The organism is Pseudomonas fluorescens (assembly GCF_001307155.1).
Taxonomy (GTDB): domain Bacteria; phylum Pseudomonadota; class Gammaproteobacteria; order Pseudomonadales; family Pseudomonadaceae; genus Aquipseudomonas; species Aquipseudomonas helvetica.
This window is the reverse complement of sequence record NZ_CP012830.1, coordinates 399,120-416,010: the sequence shown is the minus strand read 5'-3', so window position 1 is coordinate 416,010 and position 16,891 is coordinate 399,120. Positions and strand designations below refer to the sequence as shown.

Here is a 16,891-nt window from a genome sequence, read left to right as displayed (position 1 = left end):
AGGTTTGGGAGGCAGCTTCGGAAAAGCTGCTTCTTTCCTATCGATGTCATGGAGCGTCACTTATGCGTACAGGCTATTTCTACTCTCTGGTTTTTGCCCTGCTGACCAGCGCCTCTATTGCCGCTATCGCTGCGCCAGCGACAAACACGGAGGCTGTAACCGCGCCATTGACCGTACAGGTCGCACCGTCCGGGGAGGCTGCAAAAGTCGATCTCAATACGGCGGATGCAACGACACTGCAGCGGGAACTCGCCGGAGTAGGTGAGGCCAAGGCCAAGGCGATTGTTGCATATCGTGAGAGTAATGGACCGTTTGCATCGGTGGATGAGTTGTTGGAGGTCAAGGGCATCGGCAAGGCGATTCTGGACAAGAATCGCGACAAGCTTGAGGTGAACTGATTCGTAGCGCTAGCGCCAGAGGCCGGTCATTGACCGGCCTTTTTCGTTGGTGTGCCTAATTGCGTCTTGCAGTGGCTGTTAGAGAGCGTTGCGAGACGGTCAAGAGGACGTTGCCCGCAAAACTTTCATCTTGCACCGTAACGCCTATGATTTGTGTGGGCGGTTAGGCCCTTTGGTATCAGTCATTTTCAACGTCTCATCAGTGGAAACCGGTCCCATGAAAACGATGTTTGGTCGCCTGATACGCAACATCGGTGTGATTTCCCTGGGCAGCGTGCTGATCGCCACGGCTGCTCTGGCCGAGGAGGCACCGGGTATGCGTATCGGCGTGCGCGGTGAAATCACCGGGGTATCCGAAGAGGTCTTGAAGGTGCATGCCAACACGGGCGAGAACGTGATCATCCAGTTGACCAAGGACACCCAGGTTCGCGCCGTAACCCCGGCCAACATCGAAGACATCAAGCCCGGCAGCTACATTGGCTCAGCGGCAATACCGCAAGACGATGGCACGCTCAAGGCACTGGAAGTGCATGTGTTCCCACCTGAAATGGCTGGCACCGGCGACGGCCACCGTCCGTTCGATCTGGTCAAGGGCAGCAGCATGACCAATGGCATCGTCGGCGATCTGGTGGTCAACAATGGCCGAATCCTGACCGTCAATTACAAGGGTGGCCAGCAGACCATCCTGGTGCCGGAAGACGTGCCGATCGTCAACCTGACACCGGCTGATCGCAGCCTGCTCAAAGTCGGGGTCAAGGTCGTGTTGTTCGCCACTCAAAGCGCCGATGGCACCCTGACGGCGCAATCAATTTCGGCTGGCAAGGATGGCGTGGCACCGCCGATGTGAGATACCGGCGGGTATGAAAAAGGCGACTACTGAGGTCGCCTTTTTCATTGCTGATCCCGCGCTTATTGCCCGCTGTAAATCTGGTCGAAAACCCCACCATCGTTGAAGTGGGTTTTCTGCACGGTGCGCCAGTCACCGAAGGTTTTTTCTACCGACAGGAAGTCGACTTTCGGGAAGCGGTCGGTGTGCTTGGCCAAAACGGCCGGGTCACGCGGACGCAGGTAGTTGGCGGCGGCGATTTCCTGGCCTTCCGGGGACCACAGGTACTTCAGGTATTCCTCGGCGGCAGCGCGGGTGCCTTTCTTGTCGACAACTTTGTCGACCACGCTTACCGGCGGCTCGGCTTCGGCAGAGACGCTTGGGTAGATGACTTCGAACTGGTCGCGACCGAACTCGCGGGCGATCATTTCCGCTTCGTTCTCGAAGGTCACCAGCACGTCGCCGATCTGATTGGTCATGAAGGTGGTGGTGGCTGCGCGGCCACCGGTGTCGAGTACCGGGGCTTGTTTGAACAGCTTGCCGACGAAGGCCTTGGCCTTGTTCTCGTCACCGCCGTTTTTCAGCACGTAGCCCCAGGCCGACAAATAGGTGTAGCGGCCGTTGCCCGAGGTTTTCGGGTTGGGCACGATAACCTGCACGCCATCCTTGAGCAGGTCCGGCCAGTCTTTCAGGGCTTTCGGGTTGCCCTTGCGCACGATAAACACGGTGGCGGAAGTGAACGGCGCACTGTGGTCCGGCAGGCGAGTTACCCAGTTGTCCGGGACCAGTTTGCCGTTGTCGACCAACGCGTTGATGTCGGTGGCCATGTTCATGGTGATGACGTCAGCCGGCAGGCCATCGATCACTGATCGGGCCTGTTTGCTGGAGCCGCCGAAGGACATCTGCAGGGTGATGTTTTCGTTGTGCTCGGCTTGCCAGTGTTTCTGGAAGGCGGTGTTGTAGTCCTTGTAGAAATCGCGCATCACGTCATAGGACACGTTGAGCAGGGTCGGTGCGGCCTGGGCCACGCTCGCGAGGGTCAGGCCAGCGGCCAGAAGTGAGGCGCCAAAGATCTTTTTCACTGCACATTCCTTTTGTTCGAGATGAAGGCAATTTGCCGTCGACTATAGCCGGGGCTACATATCCCTTTAAAGATTAAAAAGTACTTTGCTTATTCTATTTTCTTGAACAGTGCATTACCGCAGCGTGAGCAAAATGCCGCGCTGTGTTCGTGCTGGTTTTTGCGGCACACCGGGCAGTCATGTTGCTGCTGTTCGCCGCGCATGGCGTTGGCCAGTTCGGCGGTAAAAATCCCGGTGGGGACGGCGATGATCGAGTAACCGGTGACCATCACCATCGCCGAGATGACCTGCCCCAAAGCGGTCTTGGGCACGATGTCGCCGTAGCCGACGGTGGTCAGGGTGACGATCGCCCAATAGATCCCTTTGGGGATGCTGGTAAAGCCATGCTCCGGGCCTTCGACCACATACATCAGTGTGCCGAACACCGTTACCAGCGTGCAGACGCTGAGCAGGAATACGATGATTTTCTGTTTGCTGCCGCGCAGGGCGTCGAGCAGGTAATGGGCCTGCTTCAGGTAGGGGAGCAGTTTGAGCACGCGAAAGATCCGCAGCATACGGATGATTCGGATGATCAGCAGGTACTGCGCATCGCTGTAATACAGCGCAAGGATGCCGGGAACAATCGCCAGCAAATCCACCAGCCCGTAAAAACTGAAGGCGTAACGCAGCGGCCTGGGCGAGCAGTACAAGCGCAGCATGTACTCGACCAGGAAGATCAGGGTAAAGCCCCACTCGAAGTACGCCAGGGTGTTGGCGAAGTTCTGGTGAACGTCATCGATGCTGTCGAGGATCACCACCACCAGACTGGCAAGGATGATCAGCAGCAGCGTTTTATCGAAGCGCCGCCCGGCCACCGTGTCGGTATGGAAAATCATCACGTACAGGCGCTTACGCCACGTGTCGTTGCTGTCCATTCAAATCGCCTTGGCCATAAATCAGCGCAGCCTAGGTTGATTCTCCGAGGTTTGGCAAGGCGCACTGTCTGTAGTTGCGTGGCGCAGCAGGCGAATACCCGAGCGCAGCAACCAGCAGGCGAGAATGAACGGCGCGGTCAAGGTCGCCAACCCCACGGCAGCAAACGCTGGTGTGAGGAGGATCGCCAGTGCAATACCCAGCAGCGGCAGCCAGGGTTGGCGGCGTTGCTGGCTGAAGGCGAGGGCGGCCAGCGCCGGGTTGTAGCCATACAGGCCGAGCAATGCGTCGGGCGTTTGGTTCAGCCACACGGCGCAGAGCAGACCCGCGGCGGAACCCAGCAGTGCCCAGAGCGCGGCACGGCGGTTGGCAAGCAGCAGCCCGACGACGATCAGCACGCCTGCCAAAGGATGGTCGAGGAAGATGACTTGGCCCAAGCCTTTGAACTCGGCGCCGAGCAGGCCCAGGGCATCGAGTTCTGGACGCGGCGCAGGTATCGAGTGAGCCGGGGCAGCAACGCTCAGCAGTATCCAGCCCAGCCCCACGAAAGGTGCGGTGTAGGCGGGTAGAAAATGCTGGTCGCGTGCGCGCTTGAGCCATTGCTGGGTGACGATCGCACTCAGTCCACCGCTGGCGAGAATCAGTGGCGGCAGCATGGCCGACCAACTGAACTGCAGGCTCAGCAAGAGGCCGAGCAAGACGCCGTTGTAGCTGAAGAGTCCGGCTTGGCGATCAGCCTTGGCGTAGCCGCGACGTTGCGCAGTGAGCAAGCCGGCCACGCCACCCAAGAGGGCGCCGCCGAGCAACGTCGGAGCGCTAAACAGGATGGCCAACAGGCACAGCAGGCCGCACAGCGGATGGCGCTGGAGGAAAATCTGACTGAAACCGTTGAGCAGGGCAGTGGCCCAGTCGGGGCAGTGGGTGTTGAAGTGGTTGGCAGGCATGTTGGGGTCTAAGGGCAGAGGAAGCACCAAGGAGTTGCATCAAGCCCGTGGCGAGGGAGCTTGCTCCCGCTGGGGCGCGGAGCGGCCCCAAAACGTATCCCGTTTTTTATAGGAGGAATCGGGATTACGTATCACGACTGCTGCGCAGTCGAGCGGGAGCAAGCTCCCTCGCCACAAGGGCAGTTCGCTAAATCAACGTCTCTATACGCAACGAGTTCGTTGATCCCGGCTGACCGAAAGGCACACCCGCAGTGATCAACAACGTATCACCACGCTTGGCCATGCCTTGCGCCTGGGCGATTTCCAGGGCGGTGGAGCACACCTCGTCGACCTGCCGCAAACGATCGTTGACCACCGAGTGCACGCCCCACGCCACGCTCAAGCGCCGCGCGGTTTGCAGGTTCGGCGTCAGGTTGAGAATCGGCACTGCTGGCCGCTCCCGCGCCGCACGCAAACTCGAACTGCCGGACTCGCTGTAGTTCACCAGCACCGCTACTGGAAGGATGTTGCTGATCCGGCGGATCGCACAGCTGATGGCGTCCGAAGTCGTGGCTTCGGCTTTTGGTCGGCTGACATCCAGTTGCGCCTGGTAATCCGGACCGCTTTCGACCTGACGGATGATCTTGCTCATCATCTGCACCGCTTCGAGCGGGTAATCGCCAGAAGCGGTTTCCGCCGAGAGCATCACCGCGTCAGCCCCTTCAGCTACCGCGTTGGCGACGTCGGTTACCTCGGCCCGTGTCGGCGCCGGGGAGAAGCGCATCGACTCAAGCATCTGGGTCGCCACCACCACCGGTTTGCCGAGCTGGCGGCAGGTGCTGATGATGTCTTTCTGGATCTGCGGCACGCTCTCGGCCGGCACTTCCACACCGAGGTCGCCACGGGCAACCATGATCGCGTCGCTCAGCTCAGCGATTTCGCGCAGTTGTTCAACGGCCGACGGTTTTTCGATTTTCGCCATCAAAAAGGCTTTGTTGCCGATCAGTGCGCGTGCCTCACGAATGTCTTCAGGACGCTGCACAAATGACAGCGCGACCCAATCGACACCTAATTCCAGACCGAAACTCAGGTCGCGACGATCCTTGGCCGTCAGCGGGCTGAGGTCGAGCACCGCTTGCGGCACGTTGACGCCTTTGCGGTCCGACAGCTCGCCGCCATTGAGCACCGTGGTGTCGATGGCATCGGCGTACTTGGTCACCACCCGTAAACGCAGTTTGCCGTCGTCCAGCAACAGGTCCATGCCGGGTTCCAGCGCGGCGATGATTTCCGGGTGCGGCAGGCTGACCCGCCGCTCGTCACCCGGCGTGGCGTCGAGGTCCAGGCGCAGGGCCTGACCGCGTACCAGTTGCACCTTGCCCTCGGCAAACTGGCCGACCCGCAGCTTCGGGCCTTGCAGGTCCATCAGAATGCCCAGCGGGTAATTGAGTTGGCGCTCGACTTCGCGGATCCACTGGTAGCGCTGGGCGTGGTCGGCGTGATCGCCGTGGCTGAAGTTCAGGCGAAAGATATTCACCCCGGCTTGCACCAGCTCGCGGATGTCATCGATCCCGTCAGTGGCGGGGCCAAGGGTGGCGAGGATTTTGACCTTCTTATCAGGCGTCATGTTCAGGGCTCTCGAGGATCAGGATGGCGCGGAAGTCGTTGACGTTGGTGCGCGTCGGCTCGGTGACGATCAGCCCGTCGAGCGCTGCGAAATAGCCATAGCCATTGTTGTTGTCCAACTCGTCGCTGGCGCTCAAACCGAGAGCCGTGGCGCGGGCGTAGCTGTCCGGGGTCATGATTGCGCCGGCGTTATCTTCGGAGCCGTCGATGCCATCGGTATCACCGGCCAGCGCGTAGACGCCGGGCAGACCTTTGAGGCTGTCGGTCAGGCTGAGCAGGAACTCGGCGTTGCGTCCGCCTCGACCATTGCCGCGCACGGTGACGGTGGTTTCGCCGCCAGAGAGAATCACGCAGGGCGCCGCCAACGGCTGAGCGTGCAGTACCACCTGGCGCGCGATCCCGGCATGGACTTTCGCCACTTCGCGGGATTCGCCTTCCAGATCGCCGAGGATCAACGGGCTGAAACCGGCCTGGCGGGCTTTCACCGCTGCCGCTTCCAGGGATTGCTGTGGTCGGGCGATCAACTGGAAATGGTTGCGGGCAAGGCTCGGGTCACCCGGTTTTACCGTCTCCGATTCGGGACTTTGCAACCAGCTGCGTACCGACGCCGGAACCTCGATGGCGTAGCGCTTGAGGATCGCCAGGGCTTCAGCCGAGGTGCTCGGATCGGCCACGGTCGGGCCGGAAGCAATCACCGTGGCGAGGTCGCCCGGGACATCGGAAATCGCGTAGGTATAAACAGTGGCTGGCCAGCAGGCTTTACCGAGGCGGCCGCCCTTGATCGCCGAGAGGTGCTTGCGCACGCAGTTCATCTCGCCGATGGTTGCGCCGGATTTGAGCAGGGCTTTGTTGATCGCCTGTTTGTCGGCCAGAGTGATACCGGCTGCGGGCAGGGCGAGCAGGGCCGAACCGCCACCCGAGAGCAGGAAGATCACCCGGTCGTCTGCGCTCAGGTTACTGACCAGTTCCAGCACCCGTTTGGCTACCGCCAGACCGGCCGCATCAGGCACTGGGTGGGCGGCTTCGACCACTTCGATTTTTTCGCAAGGGGCGCCGTGACCGTAGCGGGTGACCACCAGGCCAGACACTTCGCCCTGCCAGCAGCGCTCGACCACTTGGGCCATGGCCGCGGCGGCTTTGCCGGCACCAATGACGATCACCCGACCGCTGCGATCTTTCGGTAGATGGGCTTCGAGGACCTGCTGCGGATGGGCCGCGTCGATGGCTGTGGCAAACAGCTCGCGCAGGAATTGTTGCGGATCGACCGACATGGCGGGCTCCCGGAATTCTTGTTATTGGGGATATCGAGACTTGCATAGCCCCTGTAGGAGCAAGGCTTGCCCGCGATCCAGACACCACGGTGTTTCAGCTGCACCGAGGCGATTCGATCGCGGGCAAGCCTTGCTCCTACAGAGGGTCAAGCTAACCCTCTGTAGCAGGGCTTACTTATCGCGAATCGAGAAGTTCGCCATGTGTTCCAGTCCTTTGATCAGCGCCGAGTGGTCCCAGTTGCTACCACCGAGGGCCGCGCAGGTGCTGAACACTTGCTGGGTGCCCGCGGTGTTGGGCAGGTTGATGCCCAATTCGCGCGCACCGGCCAACGCCAGGTTGAGGTCCTTCTGATGCAGGCTGATGCGGAAGCCTGGATCGAAGGTGCCTTTGATCATGCGCTCTCCATGTACTTCAAGGATCTTCGAGGAGGCGAAACCGCCCATCAGCGCTTCACGGACCTTGGCAGGATCGGCACCGTTCTTGGAGGCGAACAGCAAGGCTTCGGCCACGGCCTGGATGTTCAGCGCCACGATGATCTGGTTCGCCACTTTGGCGGTTTGACCGTCGCCATTGCCGCCGACCAGGGTGATGTTCTTGCCCATGCTCTGGAACAGCGGCAGCGCGCGTTCGAACGCATCGCTGTCGCCACCGACCATGATGCTCAGGGTCGCAGCCTTGGCACCGACTTCACCACCGGACACCGGAGCGTCAAGGTATTGCGCGCCTTTCTCGTTGATCTTCGCCGCGAAGGCTTTGGTCGCGGTCGGCGAGATCGAGCTCATGTCGATGACCACTTTGCCTTTGCCAACACCGGCGGCGACGCCATCGGCACGGAACAGCACGTCGTCGACTTGTGGGGTATCCGGCACCATGATGATGATGAATTCGGCTTCCTGAGCGACTTCTTTCGGGCTCGCCAGGGCGACCGCGCCAGCGGCAAGCAGGTCAGCCGGAGCAGCGTCGTGGTGCGCCGACAGGAACAGGCTGTGACCGGCTTTCTGCAGGTTCAACGCCATTGGGTGGCCCATGATGCCGGTGCCGATAAATCCGATTTTAGCCATGAGAAAATCCTCTTGTTTTTATAGCTCTGTTCGCAATTCCACCTACAGGTAAACCTGACTCCTGTAGGAGCAAGGCTTGCCCGCGATGAACGATGACGCGGTCTTCGATCAGATTGCGTTATGGGTTTTCAACCAGCCAAGACCCGCTTCAGTGGTGGTCAGCGGCTTGTATTCACAGCCGATCCAGCCCTGGTAGCCGATGCGGTCCAGGTGTTCGAACAGGAAGCGGTAGTTGATTTCACCGGTGCCCGGCTCGTTGCGGCCCGGGTTGTCGGCCAGTTGAATGTGGTTGATCTCTTCCAGGTGCGTGGCCATGGTGCGGGCCAGGTCACCCTCCATGATTTGCATGTGGTAGATGTCGTATTGCAGGAACAGGTTGGCGCTGCCCACTTGTTCGCGAATCGACAGCGCCTGGGCGGTGTTGTTCAAGTAGAAGCCCGGGATGTCGCGGGTATTGATTGCTTCCATTACCAGTTTGATGCCCACCGCTTGCAGCTTGTCGGCGGCATATTTGAGGTTGGCGACAAAGGTCTTTTCCACGGTGGCGTCGTCGACGCCTTGTGGGCGGATACCGGCCAGGCAGTTGACTTGGGTGTTGCCCAGAACCTGTGCATAAGCGATCGCCAGATCGACGCCGGCGCGGAACTCTTCCACGCGATCCGGGTGGCAGGCGATCCCGCGTTCACCCTTGGCCCAGTCACCGGCCGGCAGGTTGAACAGCACTTGGGTCAGACCGTTGGCATCCAGTTGAGCCTTGATGTCGGCGGAGCTGAAATCGTAAGGGAACAGGTATTCGACACCACTGAAGCCGGCTTTGGCGGCCGCTTCAAAGCGGGCAAGAAAATCCTGCTCGGTAAACAGCATGGACAGGTTGGCTGCGAAACGCGGCATGGTGGTCTCCTGTAAAAAATATGTGCCTGTAGCAGCTGCCGAGGCACGAGGCTGCGTTGCGTGTCCGCAGGACCGCCGTCGGGGGCCGCTTCGCAGCCCAACGCAGCCTCGTGCCTCGGCAGCTGCTACAGGTGACAAGTCATTCTTAATCCAGCAACGAAATCGCTGTCGGTGCGTCGCTGCCGACCAGCGCCAGGTCCTCGAATTCGTTGACGGCGTTGATCTCGGTGCCCATGGAAATGTTGGTCACGCGCTCCAGGATGATCTCGACGATCACCGGAACCTTGAACTCCTCGATCAGCTCCTCGGCCTTGCGCAGGGCAGGGGCGATGCCCGCCGGCTCGAACACGCGCAACGCCTTGCAACCCAAACCTTCGGCAACCGCTACGTGGTCCACCCCGTAACCATTGAGCTCCGGTGCGTTGAGGTTGTCGAAGGACAATTGCACACAGTAGTCCATGTCGAAACCGCGCTGCGCCTGACGGATCAGACCCAGGTATGAGTTGTTCACCACAACGTGGATGTACGGCAGTTTGAACTGCGCGCCCACCGCCAGTTCTTCGATCATGAACTGGAAGTCATAGTCGCCCGAGAGTGCCACGACCTTACGGCTCGGATCGGCCTTGACCACGCCCAGCGCTGCCGGAATGGTCCAGCCCAGAGGGCCGGCCTGACCGCAGTTGATCCAGTGACGCGGTTTGTAGACGTGCAGGAACTGCGCGCCGGCAATCTGCGACAGACCGATGGTGCTGACGTAGCAGGTGTCTTTGCCGAACACCTGGTTCATCTCTTCGTACACGCGCTGCGGTTTGACCGGCACGTTGTCGAAGTGAGTCTTGCGGTGCAGGCTGGCCTTGCGTTGCTGGCAGTCTTGCAACCAGGCGCTGCGATCCTTCAGTTTGCCGGCGACTTTCCACTCGCGGGCGACTTCGATGAACATTTTCAACGCCAGGCCGGCGTCGGAAACGATGCCCTGGTCCGGGGTGAATACGCGGCCGATCTGGGTCGGCTCGATGTCGACGTGGATGAATTTGCGGCCTTCGGTGTAGACGTCGACCGAACCGGTGTGACGGTTGGCCCAACGGTTACCCACACCCAGCACCACGTCGGACTTGAGCATCGTCGCGTTGCCGTAACGGTGCGAAGTCTGCAGGCCAACCATACCGACCATCAGCGGGTGATCGTCCGGGATCGTGCCCCAGCCCATCAGGGTCGGGATCACCGGAATACCGGTCAGCTCGGCGAATTCCACCAACAGGTCGCTGGCATCGGCGTTGATGATGCCGCCGCCGGCTACCAGCAATGGACGTTCAGCCTGATCGAGCATGGCCAGGGCTTTCTCGACTTGCTTGCGGGTTGCCGCGGGCTTGGCCAATGGCAGTGGTTCGTAGGTGTCGATGTCGAATTCGATTTCAGCCATCTGCACGTCGAACGGCAGGTCGATCAGTACCGGGCCCGGACGGCCGGAGCGCATTTCATAGAAGGCTTTCTGGAACGCGTAAGGCACCTGGCCCGGCTCCAGAACGGTGGTCGCCCATTTGGTCACCGGCTTGACGATGCTGGTGATATCGACGGCCTGGAAGTCTTCCTTGTGCATACGGGCACGGGGTGCTTGCCCGGTGATGCAAAGAATCGGGATCGAGTCGGCCGAGGCGCTGTAAAGCCCGGTGACCATGTCGGTACCGGCAGGGCCGGAGGTGCCGATGCACACGCCGATGTTGCCAGCCTTGGTGCGGGTGTAACCCTCGGCCATGTGCGAGGCGCCTTCAACGTGGCGAGCGAGGACGTGATCGATGCCGCCGACCTTTTGCAGGGCGGAGTACAGCGGGTTGATTGCAGCGCCCGGAATGCCAAAAGCGGTATCAACCCCTTCACGGCGCATCACCAGAACGGCGGCTTCGATTGCTCTCATTTTGCTCATGGTTTTGTGCCTCTTTACGTTTTGTAATTGTATACAAGTGGCTTTGCGCAGAGTGTATTCACGGCGGACGGCGCAGGTCAATCCATTTTCTCAAGCGGCTGTTTCATTCGTTGGAGGGCCATAAATACTGTGGCGTTTCGTCGCATGAGCCGTATTTCGAGAATTATTGTATACAAAAAAATAATTCATTGTGTTCTATTTGTCGCGTCGGGCTTCGGAGCAAAAGAACCCCAAAGGCTTTCCCATAACAAGATAAGGACGGCACCCATGAGCGCTTTAACCTTGAAAGTCGCAGTCAGCCTGACCAATCGGGCTATCGTTGCGGGGCGCAAGATCGCCGCGGCACCGCTGACCATTGCAGTACTCGATGCGGGCGGGCATTTGTTGAGCCTGCAACGCGAAGACGGCGCGAGCCTGCTTCGTCCACAGATCGCCATCGGCAAAGCCTGGGGCGCGATCGCGCTGGGTAAAGGCTCGCGGCTATTGGCACTGGACGCGCAACAGCGCCCGGCGTTTATCGCTGCGTTGAACAGCCTGGGGCAGGGCAGCGTCGTGCCCGCGCCGGGCGGGGTGCTGATTCGTGATCAGGACGGGGTTGTGCTGGGGGCCATCGGCATCAGCGGCGACACCTCGGACATCGACGAGCAATGCGCGATCAACGCCATCGAGGAACAGGGGTTGCGGGCGGATGCGGGAGTCAGTGCTTGATCTGGAGTAAGCCGATATCGTCTGTTAAGGGATAGCGGTGACGAGAGAGGGTGACGTCTATAGACTGTCGCCCCCTCTCGTTCTGTATCAAGGAAGATCCCGCGTGAAAACGCTTTTTGGTATTACCCTGTCTGCGATTCTGGCTCTAGGCATTTCTTCTGCGCACGCCGAAACTCTGGATGCCGATGACATTGCTTTTCAGGCGCTAAGTCCGGTTGTCAGCGCGTTGCTCAACAGCGAAGACGCTGACGAATTAATGGTTAGAGCCGATAAACTCGAATCCACGGATACCCTGCAGGCTATCGCCGTTTACCTGGCTGCCACCCGTGAAGACCACAAGCAAATACTGGCGCCTTATCAAGTGGCGGCGCTATTTGCCCGACGCGGGGATGACAAGCTGGCGGAGCGCTTTTTGAAGGTGGCCGATGACCGAGGCCTGTGGTTCGGTCCGCAGCTGGCGGGTGACGAAGACTTTGCCGATCTGCGTCAGACGTCGACCTTCAAGAGCGTGTTGGCCAATGCTCAGCAGCGTTACGCAAAGATCGCCAAAGGCAAGGTTGGCGCGATTTCAGTGTTGAGTCCTCCTGCAACTATCCCCGTTCCGGCGGCTTGTCGTCCCGTGTTGGTATGGCTGCATGGTTACGGCGTCAACGGTGAGGTGGATGAGAGTTATCAGCCGCTCGCCGACACCGGGGCAATTGTGTTGGGGATCAACGGCACGGAAATGATCAACGCTGTCGACAGCTTTCGCTGGATCGGTCCAGGTTTCGAGGGAACACATAAAGCGGTACAGAACGGCCTGAAAGAACTGGCCGCGCAACAATGCATCGACCGCAAGCGTGTTTATTTGATGGGGTTCTCTCAGGGCTCTCAGCATGCCGGCGCATTGTTGGCACAACATCCTGAGGATTATGCCGGAGCGTTGCTGTTGTCACCCGGCGGTAATCAGCCGACGCCTACGGTGAGCAAGGCTCGTGGGAAAAAGGTTTACGTAATCAACGGGAAAATGGAAGGGCCGGGTAATCAGCAGATGAGTGCCGATTTCCGCAAACTGTTTAGTGAAGGAAACGAGGTCAAGTCCACCACCCATGACGGGGGACACTTCTTCCCGGAGGACTGGAGAACATCACTACCGCTGGCGTTGCGTTGGATGATGGGCACTGAAGCCTGAGACCAACAGATCGCAGGCTTCGCCAGCTCCCTGCCGAACGCGTTGGAGCCGCCGAAGGCTGCGATCTCTTAATCAGTCCGGCTCACAGCCCTTGAGCACCAACCGAATGATGGTTTGCGCCGCGGCTTCGTAGTCGCTTTCATCCAGTTTGGCCTTGCCGGTGACGGCGGAGATCTGCCAGTCGAAGTCGGCGTAGGTCTGGGTCGCGGCCCAGATGCTGAACATCAGGTGGTTGGGCTCGATCGGGGCGATCTGGCCGCGATCGATCCAGGTCTGGATGCAGTCGATGTTGTGCTTGGCCTGGGCGTTGAGCTGTTCGACCAGGTCGGCGCTCAGGTGCGGCGCACCGTGCATGATCTCGCTGGCAAACACCTTGGACGCAAACGGCAGGTCGCGGGAGATGCGAATCTTCGAGCGAATGTAGCCGCTGAGCACTTCGCTCGGCACGCCATCCGCGTTGAACGGCGTCGAGGCCTGGAGAATCGGCTCGATGATGCTTTCCAGGACCTCGCGGTAGAGGTTTTCCTTGGATTTGAAGTAGTAATAGACGTTGGGCTTGGGTAACCCCGCCTTGGCCGCGATGTCACTGGTTTTGGTCGCAGCGAAGCCTTTGTCGGCAAACTCTTCACTGGCGGCACGCAGGATCAGTTCTTTATTGCGCTCGCGGATAGTGCTCATAAACCAGGTGATTCCTTGCCGATACTGGCGGTTGCGCATGGTAGCACCGGCCTCGCGCAGCGCTCAAGAATGCACTTGGGCACCGCGGCACGCTATGCTGCGCAACATTTATATACCAAGGAAGCCTGACCCATGGCAGGAAGCAGTTTGCTGGTGTTGATCGACGATATCGCCGCCGTACTCGACGATGTCGCGCTGATGACCAAGATGGCCGCGAAGAAAACCGCCGGCGTGCTCGGCGACGACTTGGCGCTCAACGCCCAGCAGGTATCCGGTGTCCGCGCCGAGCGGGAAATTCCGGTGGTCTGGGCCGTGGCCAAGGGCTCGTTTCGCAACAAGCTGATCCTGGTGCCGTCGGCGTTGGCCATCAGTGCATTCGTTCCTTGGCTGGTCACACCCTTGTTGATGGTCGGTGGGGCCTACTTGTGTTTCGAAGGCTTCGAAAAGCTTGCCCACTCGTTTTTGCACAGCAAGGCTGAAGATCAGGCGGAACATGCGCAATTGGTCGAAGCCGTCGCTGATCCGGCGACAGATCTGGTGGCATACGAGCAGGACAAGATCAAAGGCGCGGTGCGCACCGACTTTATCCTTTCGGCTGAAATCATCGCCATCACCCTCGGCACCGTCGCCGGTGCAACGCTGATGCAGCAAGTGATCGTGGTTTCAGGCATCGCTATCGTCATGACCATCGGCGTCTATGGCCTGGTGGCGGGTATCGTCAAGCTCGACGACCTTGGCCTGTGGCTGACCCGCAAGCCTGGGCAATTGGCCAAAAGCATCGGTGGCGCGATCCTGCGCACCGCGCCGTACATGATGAAAAGCCTCTCGGTGATCGGCACCGCGGCGATGTTTTTGGTCGGCGGCGGGATCCTGACCCACGGTGTGCCGGTGGTGCATCACTGGATCGAAAGTGCCGGCGCGGTGGCGGGCGGTGCCGGGTTTATCGTGCCGACGTTGCTCAACGCAGTGGCGGGGATTATTGCCGGTGCGGTGGTGTTGGCGGGTGTGATGGTCGTCAGCAAAGTTTGGCGGGCTGTAAAAGGCTGAAAAGATCGCAGGCTGCGATCTTTGCGATGTATGCAAAGCTAAATAAAAAAGGCCATTCGATTCATATCGAATGGCCTTTTTTGTTACCCGCTGAATGCCTTACTCGGCAATCTGCAGCTTGCGTGCTTCGGTGTACACGTAACGCACTTTCTCGTACTCGAACGGCGAGTTCAGCTGGCCGTAGCGGAAGTTGGTCTGATAGCGCTTGTCGATGCTGCGCAGGACCCAGATTTCCGGGTGGTTTGCGCTGACTTTCGAGACGTTCAGGTAGTTGATGGCCGACTCCGCCGTATAGTCGACCGCAAGGCCTGCGGTATCACGCAGGTTCGAGGGGCCGAGGATTGGCAGTACGAAGTAAGCGCCGCCCGGAACCCCGTAGAAGCCCAGCGTCTGGCCGAAGTCTTCGACCTGGCGCGGCAGGCCCATGGCAGTGGCCGGGTCCCACAGGCCGCCGATGCCGAGGGTCGTGTTGAGCAGCAATCGCCCGGTGATGTCCAGTGAGCGCTGGCCCTTGAACTGCAGCAGGCTGTTCACCAGATTGGGTACGTCACCCAGGTTGTTGAAAAAGTTGCTGACGCCAGTGCGCAGGAAGCTTGGGGTGACGTAGCGATAACCGTCGACCACCGGCAGAAACACCCATTGGTCGAAGCGGTAGTTGAAGTGGTAGACCCGACGGTTCCACGACTCCAGCGGGTCATAGACACTCAGCGCATTCAGGGTCGAGCGTTCGAACTCACGCTGGTCCAGTCCCGGGTTGAACTTGAGTTTGGTCATCGGCTCGGTGAAGCCGTCCTGATCAACCACAGTCGTGGAGTTGGCCTTGCTGTTGTCGGCATGGGCATAGCCGACTGCGCCAAGCAGTGCAGCTAGCAGAAGGAGGTGTTTAGCCACGGAAGAACTCCAGCATGGCGTCGGCGTTGACGCGGTAGTTGAGGTTGCCGCAATGGCCGCCGTGAGGGTAAACCGTCAGGCGATCGCCGAAGGTTTTACGCAAGAAACCGAGGTCGCCCGGGCCGAGGATTACATCGTCGGCATTGTGCATCACGGCAATTTTCGGGCTGTCGTGCAGGTAGTCCTTGAGTGCGTAGAGGCTGACCTGGTCAATCAACTGCAAGATGCTGCCGCCGTCGGTCCGGGCGCGCCACATCGGGATCACCTGCTCGGTGAGGTAGCAGTTGAAATCACATTGCAGTGCACGCTTGAGGAATGGCGTGAGGCTGGTGCCTTCGGTGATCGGAAACTTGGGCGGGGTGATCAGGCCGCGTCGGTTGATCAGGTCCGAGGTGAAGGTGATGTCGGCGGCCGAAAAACGGAACGAGGTGCCGATCAGCATGGCCATCTGTTCGTTGCTCAGGTGCTGTTTCGATTGCTGGAAGTCGTAGACCAGCGCGTCGTTGAGGTCGATGTAGCCTTTTTGCTGGAAGTAGCGCGTCAGCTTGTTGAGCATCAGTTCATAGAACGTGGTGCTGTTGTTGATGCCCTTGACTTCCGTTTGTACAAGCTTGTCGAGGTTGGTGACAGAGGTGTAGAGGTTGACTGGAGGATTGAGCAGCAAGACTTTCTTGAAGTTGAAGCTGCGTCGGGTTTCATCCAGCTTGCTGACAAACGCCGCATCCAGTCCACCCAGGCTGTAGCCGGTGAGGTAGTAGTCGGTGATTGGCAGCTTCGGGTTTTGTGCACGCACCGCTTGCATCACGCGGTACATGTCCTCGGCGTCTTCCTTGGACACGCCCGGGGTGGCAAAGCGGGAAGCGGCGCTCATGAAGTCGAAACTGGTCGGTGAGGACAGTTGCACGACGTGATAACCGGCCTTGTAGTAGAGCTTTTTCAGGTATTCGTTAATGCTGCTGTCAAAGCGCGCGCCGGTGCCGGCAATCAGGAAAATCAGCGGTGCGGCGTGATCCTGTGTGGCCATGCGATAGGTGAGCTTTTTCACTGGCCAGAAATTGTCCGGCAGGTCGAACTCGCGTTCCGGGCGCAGCTTCAGGGTGTAGTCGGATTGATGGATCGCGTCATCGGACGGCAACTCGGGACGCAACTCCGGCGGGGTCGTGGCGATGGTCGCCTCGAACGGGTTGGTCAAGGGGTAGCCATAACTGACGGCGTCGATGTCTGCCGCCAGTGCGGACGCACTCAAAATAACGCCGCTTATCAAGGCAGCAAAGCGCAAGGAACGGAGCATGACTAATTCCCTTAGAGGAAGGTACCTGATGATGTTCGCAGGCTATGACCACCGCTGCTGCGCCAAAGTGCCATGCGGCGGCACCAAAGAGGCTGAATTCGGATCAATAGCGGCTGAACGATACACTTTGCAGCGATTGTCTGAACAGATTTCTACGGGTCTCGCTTGCTTACGGCTGGCGGGCGATTAAGCTGGG

17 protein-coding genes are annotated in these 16,891 nt (G+C 59.6%); 6 read left to right on the top strand and 11 right to left on the bottom strand.

Features of this window, described 5'->3' with window-relative positions:
• Positions 1-62: 62 nt before the first annotated feature.
• The gene (locus tag AO353_RS01965) at positions 63-398 is read left to right on the top strand and encodes a ComEA family DNA-binding protein (protein ID WP_054593446.1); all 336 of its coding nucleotides are present in this window, start codon (positions 63-65) and stop codon (positions 396-398) included.
• 217 nt (positions 399-615) lie between these two features.
• Positions 616-1,245: a DUF5666 domain-containing protein gene (locus AO353_RS01960; RefSeq protein WP_173859993.1), complete on the top strand. Its 630-nt coding sequence runs from the start codon at positions 616-618 to the stop codon at positions 1,243-1,245.
• A gap of 62 nt (positions 1,246-1,307) precedes the next feature.
• On the opposite strand, the gene AO353_RS01955 is transcribed toward AO353_RS01960, so the two are convergent.
• The 8 genes from AO353_RS01955 to gcl all read right to left on the bottom strand — a co-directional run bounded on the left by AO353_RS01955 (position 1,308) and on the right by gcl (position 10,909).
• A complete protein-coding gene (locus AO353_RS01955; protein WP_054593445.1) occupies positions 1,308-2,306 on the bottom strand; it encodes a sulfate ABC transporter substrate-binding protein in 999 nt (332 codons plus the stop codon).
• A gap of 89 nt (positions 2,307-2,395) precedes the next feature.
• Positions 2,396-3,220: an ion transporter gene (locus AO353_RS01950; protein WP_054593444.1), complete on the bottom strand. Its 825-nt coding sequence runs from the start codon at positions 3,218-3,220 to the stop codon at positions 2,396-2,398.
• A 21-nt stretch (positions 3,221-3,241) separates the two neighbouring features.
• Positions 3,242-4,162, bottom strand: a complete 921-nt coding sequence (locus AO353_RS01945) for an urea transporter (protein ID WP_054593443.1) — start codon at positions 4,160-4,162, stop codon at positions 3,242-3,244.
• 187 nt (positions 4,163-4,349) lie between these two features.
• On the bottom strand, positions 4,350-5,765 hold the full coding sequence (gene pyk, locus AO353_RS01940) for a pyruvate kinase (RefSeq protein ID WP_054593442.1): 1,416 nt from the start codon (positions 5,763-5,765) through the stop codon (positions 4,350-4,352).
• Complete coding sequence (locus AO353_RS01935; RefSeq protein WP_054593441.1) at positions 5,755-7,035, bottom strand: glycerate kinase type-2 family protein; 1,281 nt, start codon at positions 7,033-7,035, stop codon at positions 5,755-5,757. Before AO353_RS01935 ends, pyk begins: the two co-directional genes overlap by 11 nt.
• A gap of 171 nt (positions 7,036-7,206) precedes the next feature.
• Positions 7,207-8,097, bottom strand: coding sequence for a 2-hydroxy-3-oxopropionate reductase (locus AO353_RS01930; RefSeq protein ID WP_054593440.1), 891 nt, complete (start codon positions 8,095-8,097; stop codon positions 7,207-7,209).
• A gap of 108 nt (positions 8,098-8,205) precedes the next feature.
• Positions 8,206-8,988, bottom strand: coding sequence for a hydroxypyruvate isomerase (gene hyi, locus AO353_RS01925; protein WP_054593439.1), 783 nt, complete (start codon positions 8,986-8,988; stop codon positions 8,206-8,208).
• Positions 8,989-9,133: 145 nt separating this feature from the next.
• Positions 9,134-10,909, bottom strand: a complete 1,776-nt coding sequence (gcl, locus tag AO353_RS01920; RefSeq protein ID WP_054593438.1) for a glyoxylate carboligase — start codon at positions 10,907-10,909, stop codon at positions 9,134-9,136.
• 267 nt (positions 10,910-11,176) lie between these two features.
• Between gcl and AO353_RS01915 the strand changes: the two genes are divergently transcribed.
• Positions 11,177-11,617, top strand: a complete 441-nt coding sequence (locus AO353_RS01915; RefSeq protein ID WP_054593437.1) for a GlcG/HbpS family heme-binding protein — start codon at positions 11,177-11,179, stop codon at positions 11,615-11,617.
• Positions 11,618-11,720: 103 nt separating this feature from the next.
• A complete protein-coding gene (locus AO353_RS01910) occupies positions 11,721-12,788 on the top strand; it encodes an alpha/beta hydrolase (protein WP_054593436.1) in 1,068 nt (355 codons plus the stop codon).
• A 72-nt stretch (positions 12,789-12,860) separates the two neighbouring features.
• Here the strand turns inward: AO353_RS01910 and AO353_RS01905 are convergent, their stop codons facing one another.
• Complete coding sequence (locus tag AO353_RS01905; protein ID WP_054593435.1) at positions 12,861-13,466, bottom strand: TetR/AcrR family transcriptional regulator; 606 nt, start codon at positions 13,464-13,466, stop codon at positions 12,861-12,863.
• 132 nt (positions 13,467-13,598) lie between these two features.
• Between AO353_RS01905 and AO353_RS01900 the strand changes: the two genes are divergently transcribed.
• Positions 13,599-14,513, top strand: coding sequence for a DUF808 domain-containing protein (locus tag AO353_RS01900; RefSeq protein WP_054593434.1), 915 nt, complete (start codon positions 13,599-13,601; stop codon positions 14,511-14,513).
• A gap of 99 nt (positions 14,514-14,612) precedes the next feature.
• On the opposite strand, the gene AO353_RS01895 is transcribed toward AO353_RS01900, so the two are convergent.
• Together AO353_RS01895 and AO353_RS01890 are read right to left on the bottom strand one after the other, a co-directional pair.
• Positions 14,613-15,404 (bottom strand): VacJ family lipoprotein, encoded by a 792-nt coding sequence (locus AO353_RS01895; RefSeq protein WP_054593433.1) that lies wholly within the window; start codon positions 15,402-15,404, stop codon positions 14,613-14,615.
• Complete coding sequence (locus AO353_RS01890) at positions 15,397-16,695, bottom strand: serine/threonine protein kinase (protein WP_054593432.1); 1,299 nt, start codon at positions 16,693-16,695, stop codon at positions 15,397-15,399. Before AO353_RS01890 ends, AO353_RS01895 begins: the two co-directional genes overlap by 8 nt.
• Between AO353_RS01890 and AO353_RS31060 the strand changes: the two genes are divergently transcribed.
• Positions 16,694-16,885 (top strand): hypothetical protein, encoded by a 192-nt coding sequence (locus tag AO353_RS31060; RefSeq protein ID WP_146016098.1) that lies wholly within the window; start codon positions 16,694-16,696, stop codon positions 16,883-16,885. The two genes, AO353_RS01890 and AO353_RS31060, sit on opposite strands and share 2 nt — an antisense overlap.
• The last annotated feature ends 6 nt before the right edge of the window (positions 16,886-16,891 follow it).

What these genes read in the sequence shown, in the direction of transcription:
- AO353_RS01965 (WP_054593446.1), top strand. Translation starts at nt 63, where the DNA reads ATGCGTACAGGCTATTTCTACTCTCTGGTTTTTGCCCTGCTGACCAGC.
- AO353_RS01960 (WP_173859993.1), top strand. Translation starts at nt 616, where the DNA reads ATGAAAACGATGTTTGGTCGCCTGATACGCAACATCGGTGTGATTTCC.
- AO353_RS01950 (WP_054593444.1), bottom strand. Translation starts at nt 3,220, where the DNA reads ATGGACAGCAACGACACGTGGCGTAAGCGCCTGTACGTGATGATTTTC.
- AO353_RS01945 (WP_054593443.1), bottom strand. Translation starts at nt 4,162, where the DNA reads ATGCCTGCCAACCACTTCAACACCCACTGCCCCGACTGGGCCACTGCC.
- pyk (WP_054593442.1), bottom strand. Translation starts at nt 5,765, where the DNA reads ATGACGCCTGATAAGAAGGTCAAAATCCTCGCCACCCTTGGCCCCGCC.
- AO353_RS01935 (WP_054593441.1), bottom strand. Translation starts at nt 7,035, where the DNA reads ATGTCGGTCGATCCGCAACAATTCCTGCGCGAGCTGTTTGCCACAGCC.
- AO353_RS01930 (WP_054593440.1), bottom strand. Translation starts at nt 8,097, where the DNA reads ATGGCTAAAATCGGATTTATCGGCACCGGCATCATGGGCCACCCAATG.
- hyi (WP_054593439.1), bottom strand. Translation starts at nt 8,988, where the DNA reads ATGCCGCGTTTCGCAGCCAACCTGTCCATGCTGTTTACCGAGCAGGAT.
- gcl (WP_054593438.1), bottom strand. Translation starts at nt 10,909, where the DNA reads ATGAGCAAAATGAGAGCAATCGAAGCCGCCGTTCTGGTGATGCGCCGT.
- AO353_RS01915 (WP_054593437.1), top strand. Translation starts at nt 11,177, where the DNA reads ATGAGCGCTTTAACCTTGAAAGTCGCAGTCAGCCTGACCAATCGGGCT.
- AO353_RS01905 (WP_054593435.1), bottom strand. Translation starts at nt 13,466, where the DNA reads ATGAGCACTATCCGCGAGCGCAATAAAGAACTGATCCTGCGTGCCGCC.
- AO353_RS01900 (WP_054593434.1), top strand. Translation starts at nt 13,599, where the DNA reads ATGGCAGGAAGCAGTTTGCTGGTGTTGATCGACGATATCGCCGCCGTA.
- AO353_RS31060 (WP_146016098.1), top strand. Translation starts at nt 16,694, where the DNA reads ATGACTAATTCCCTTAGAGGAAGGTACCTGATGATGTTCGCAGGCTAT.
- AO353_RS01890 (WP_054593432.1), bottom strand. Translation starts at nt 16,695, where the DNA reads ATGCTCCGTTCCTTGCGCTTTGCTGCCTTGATAAGCGGCGTTATTTTG.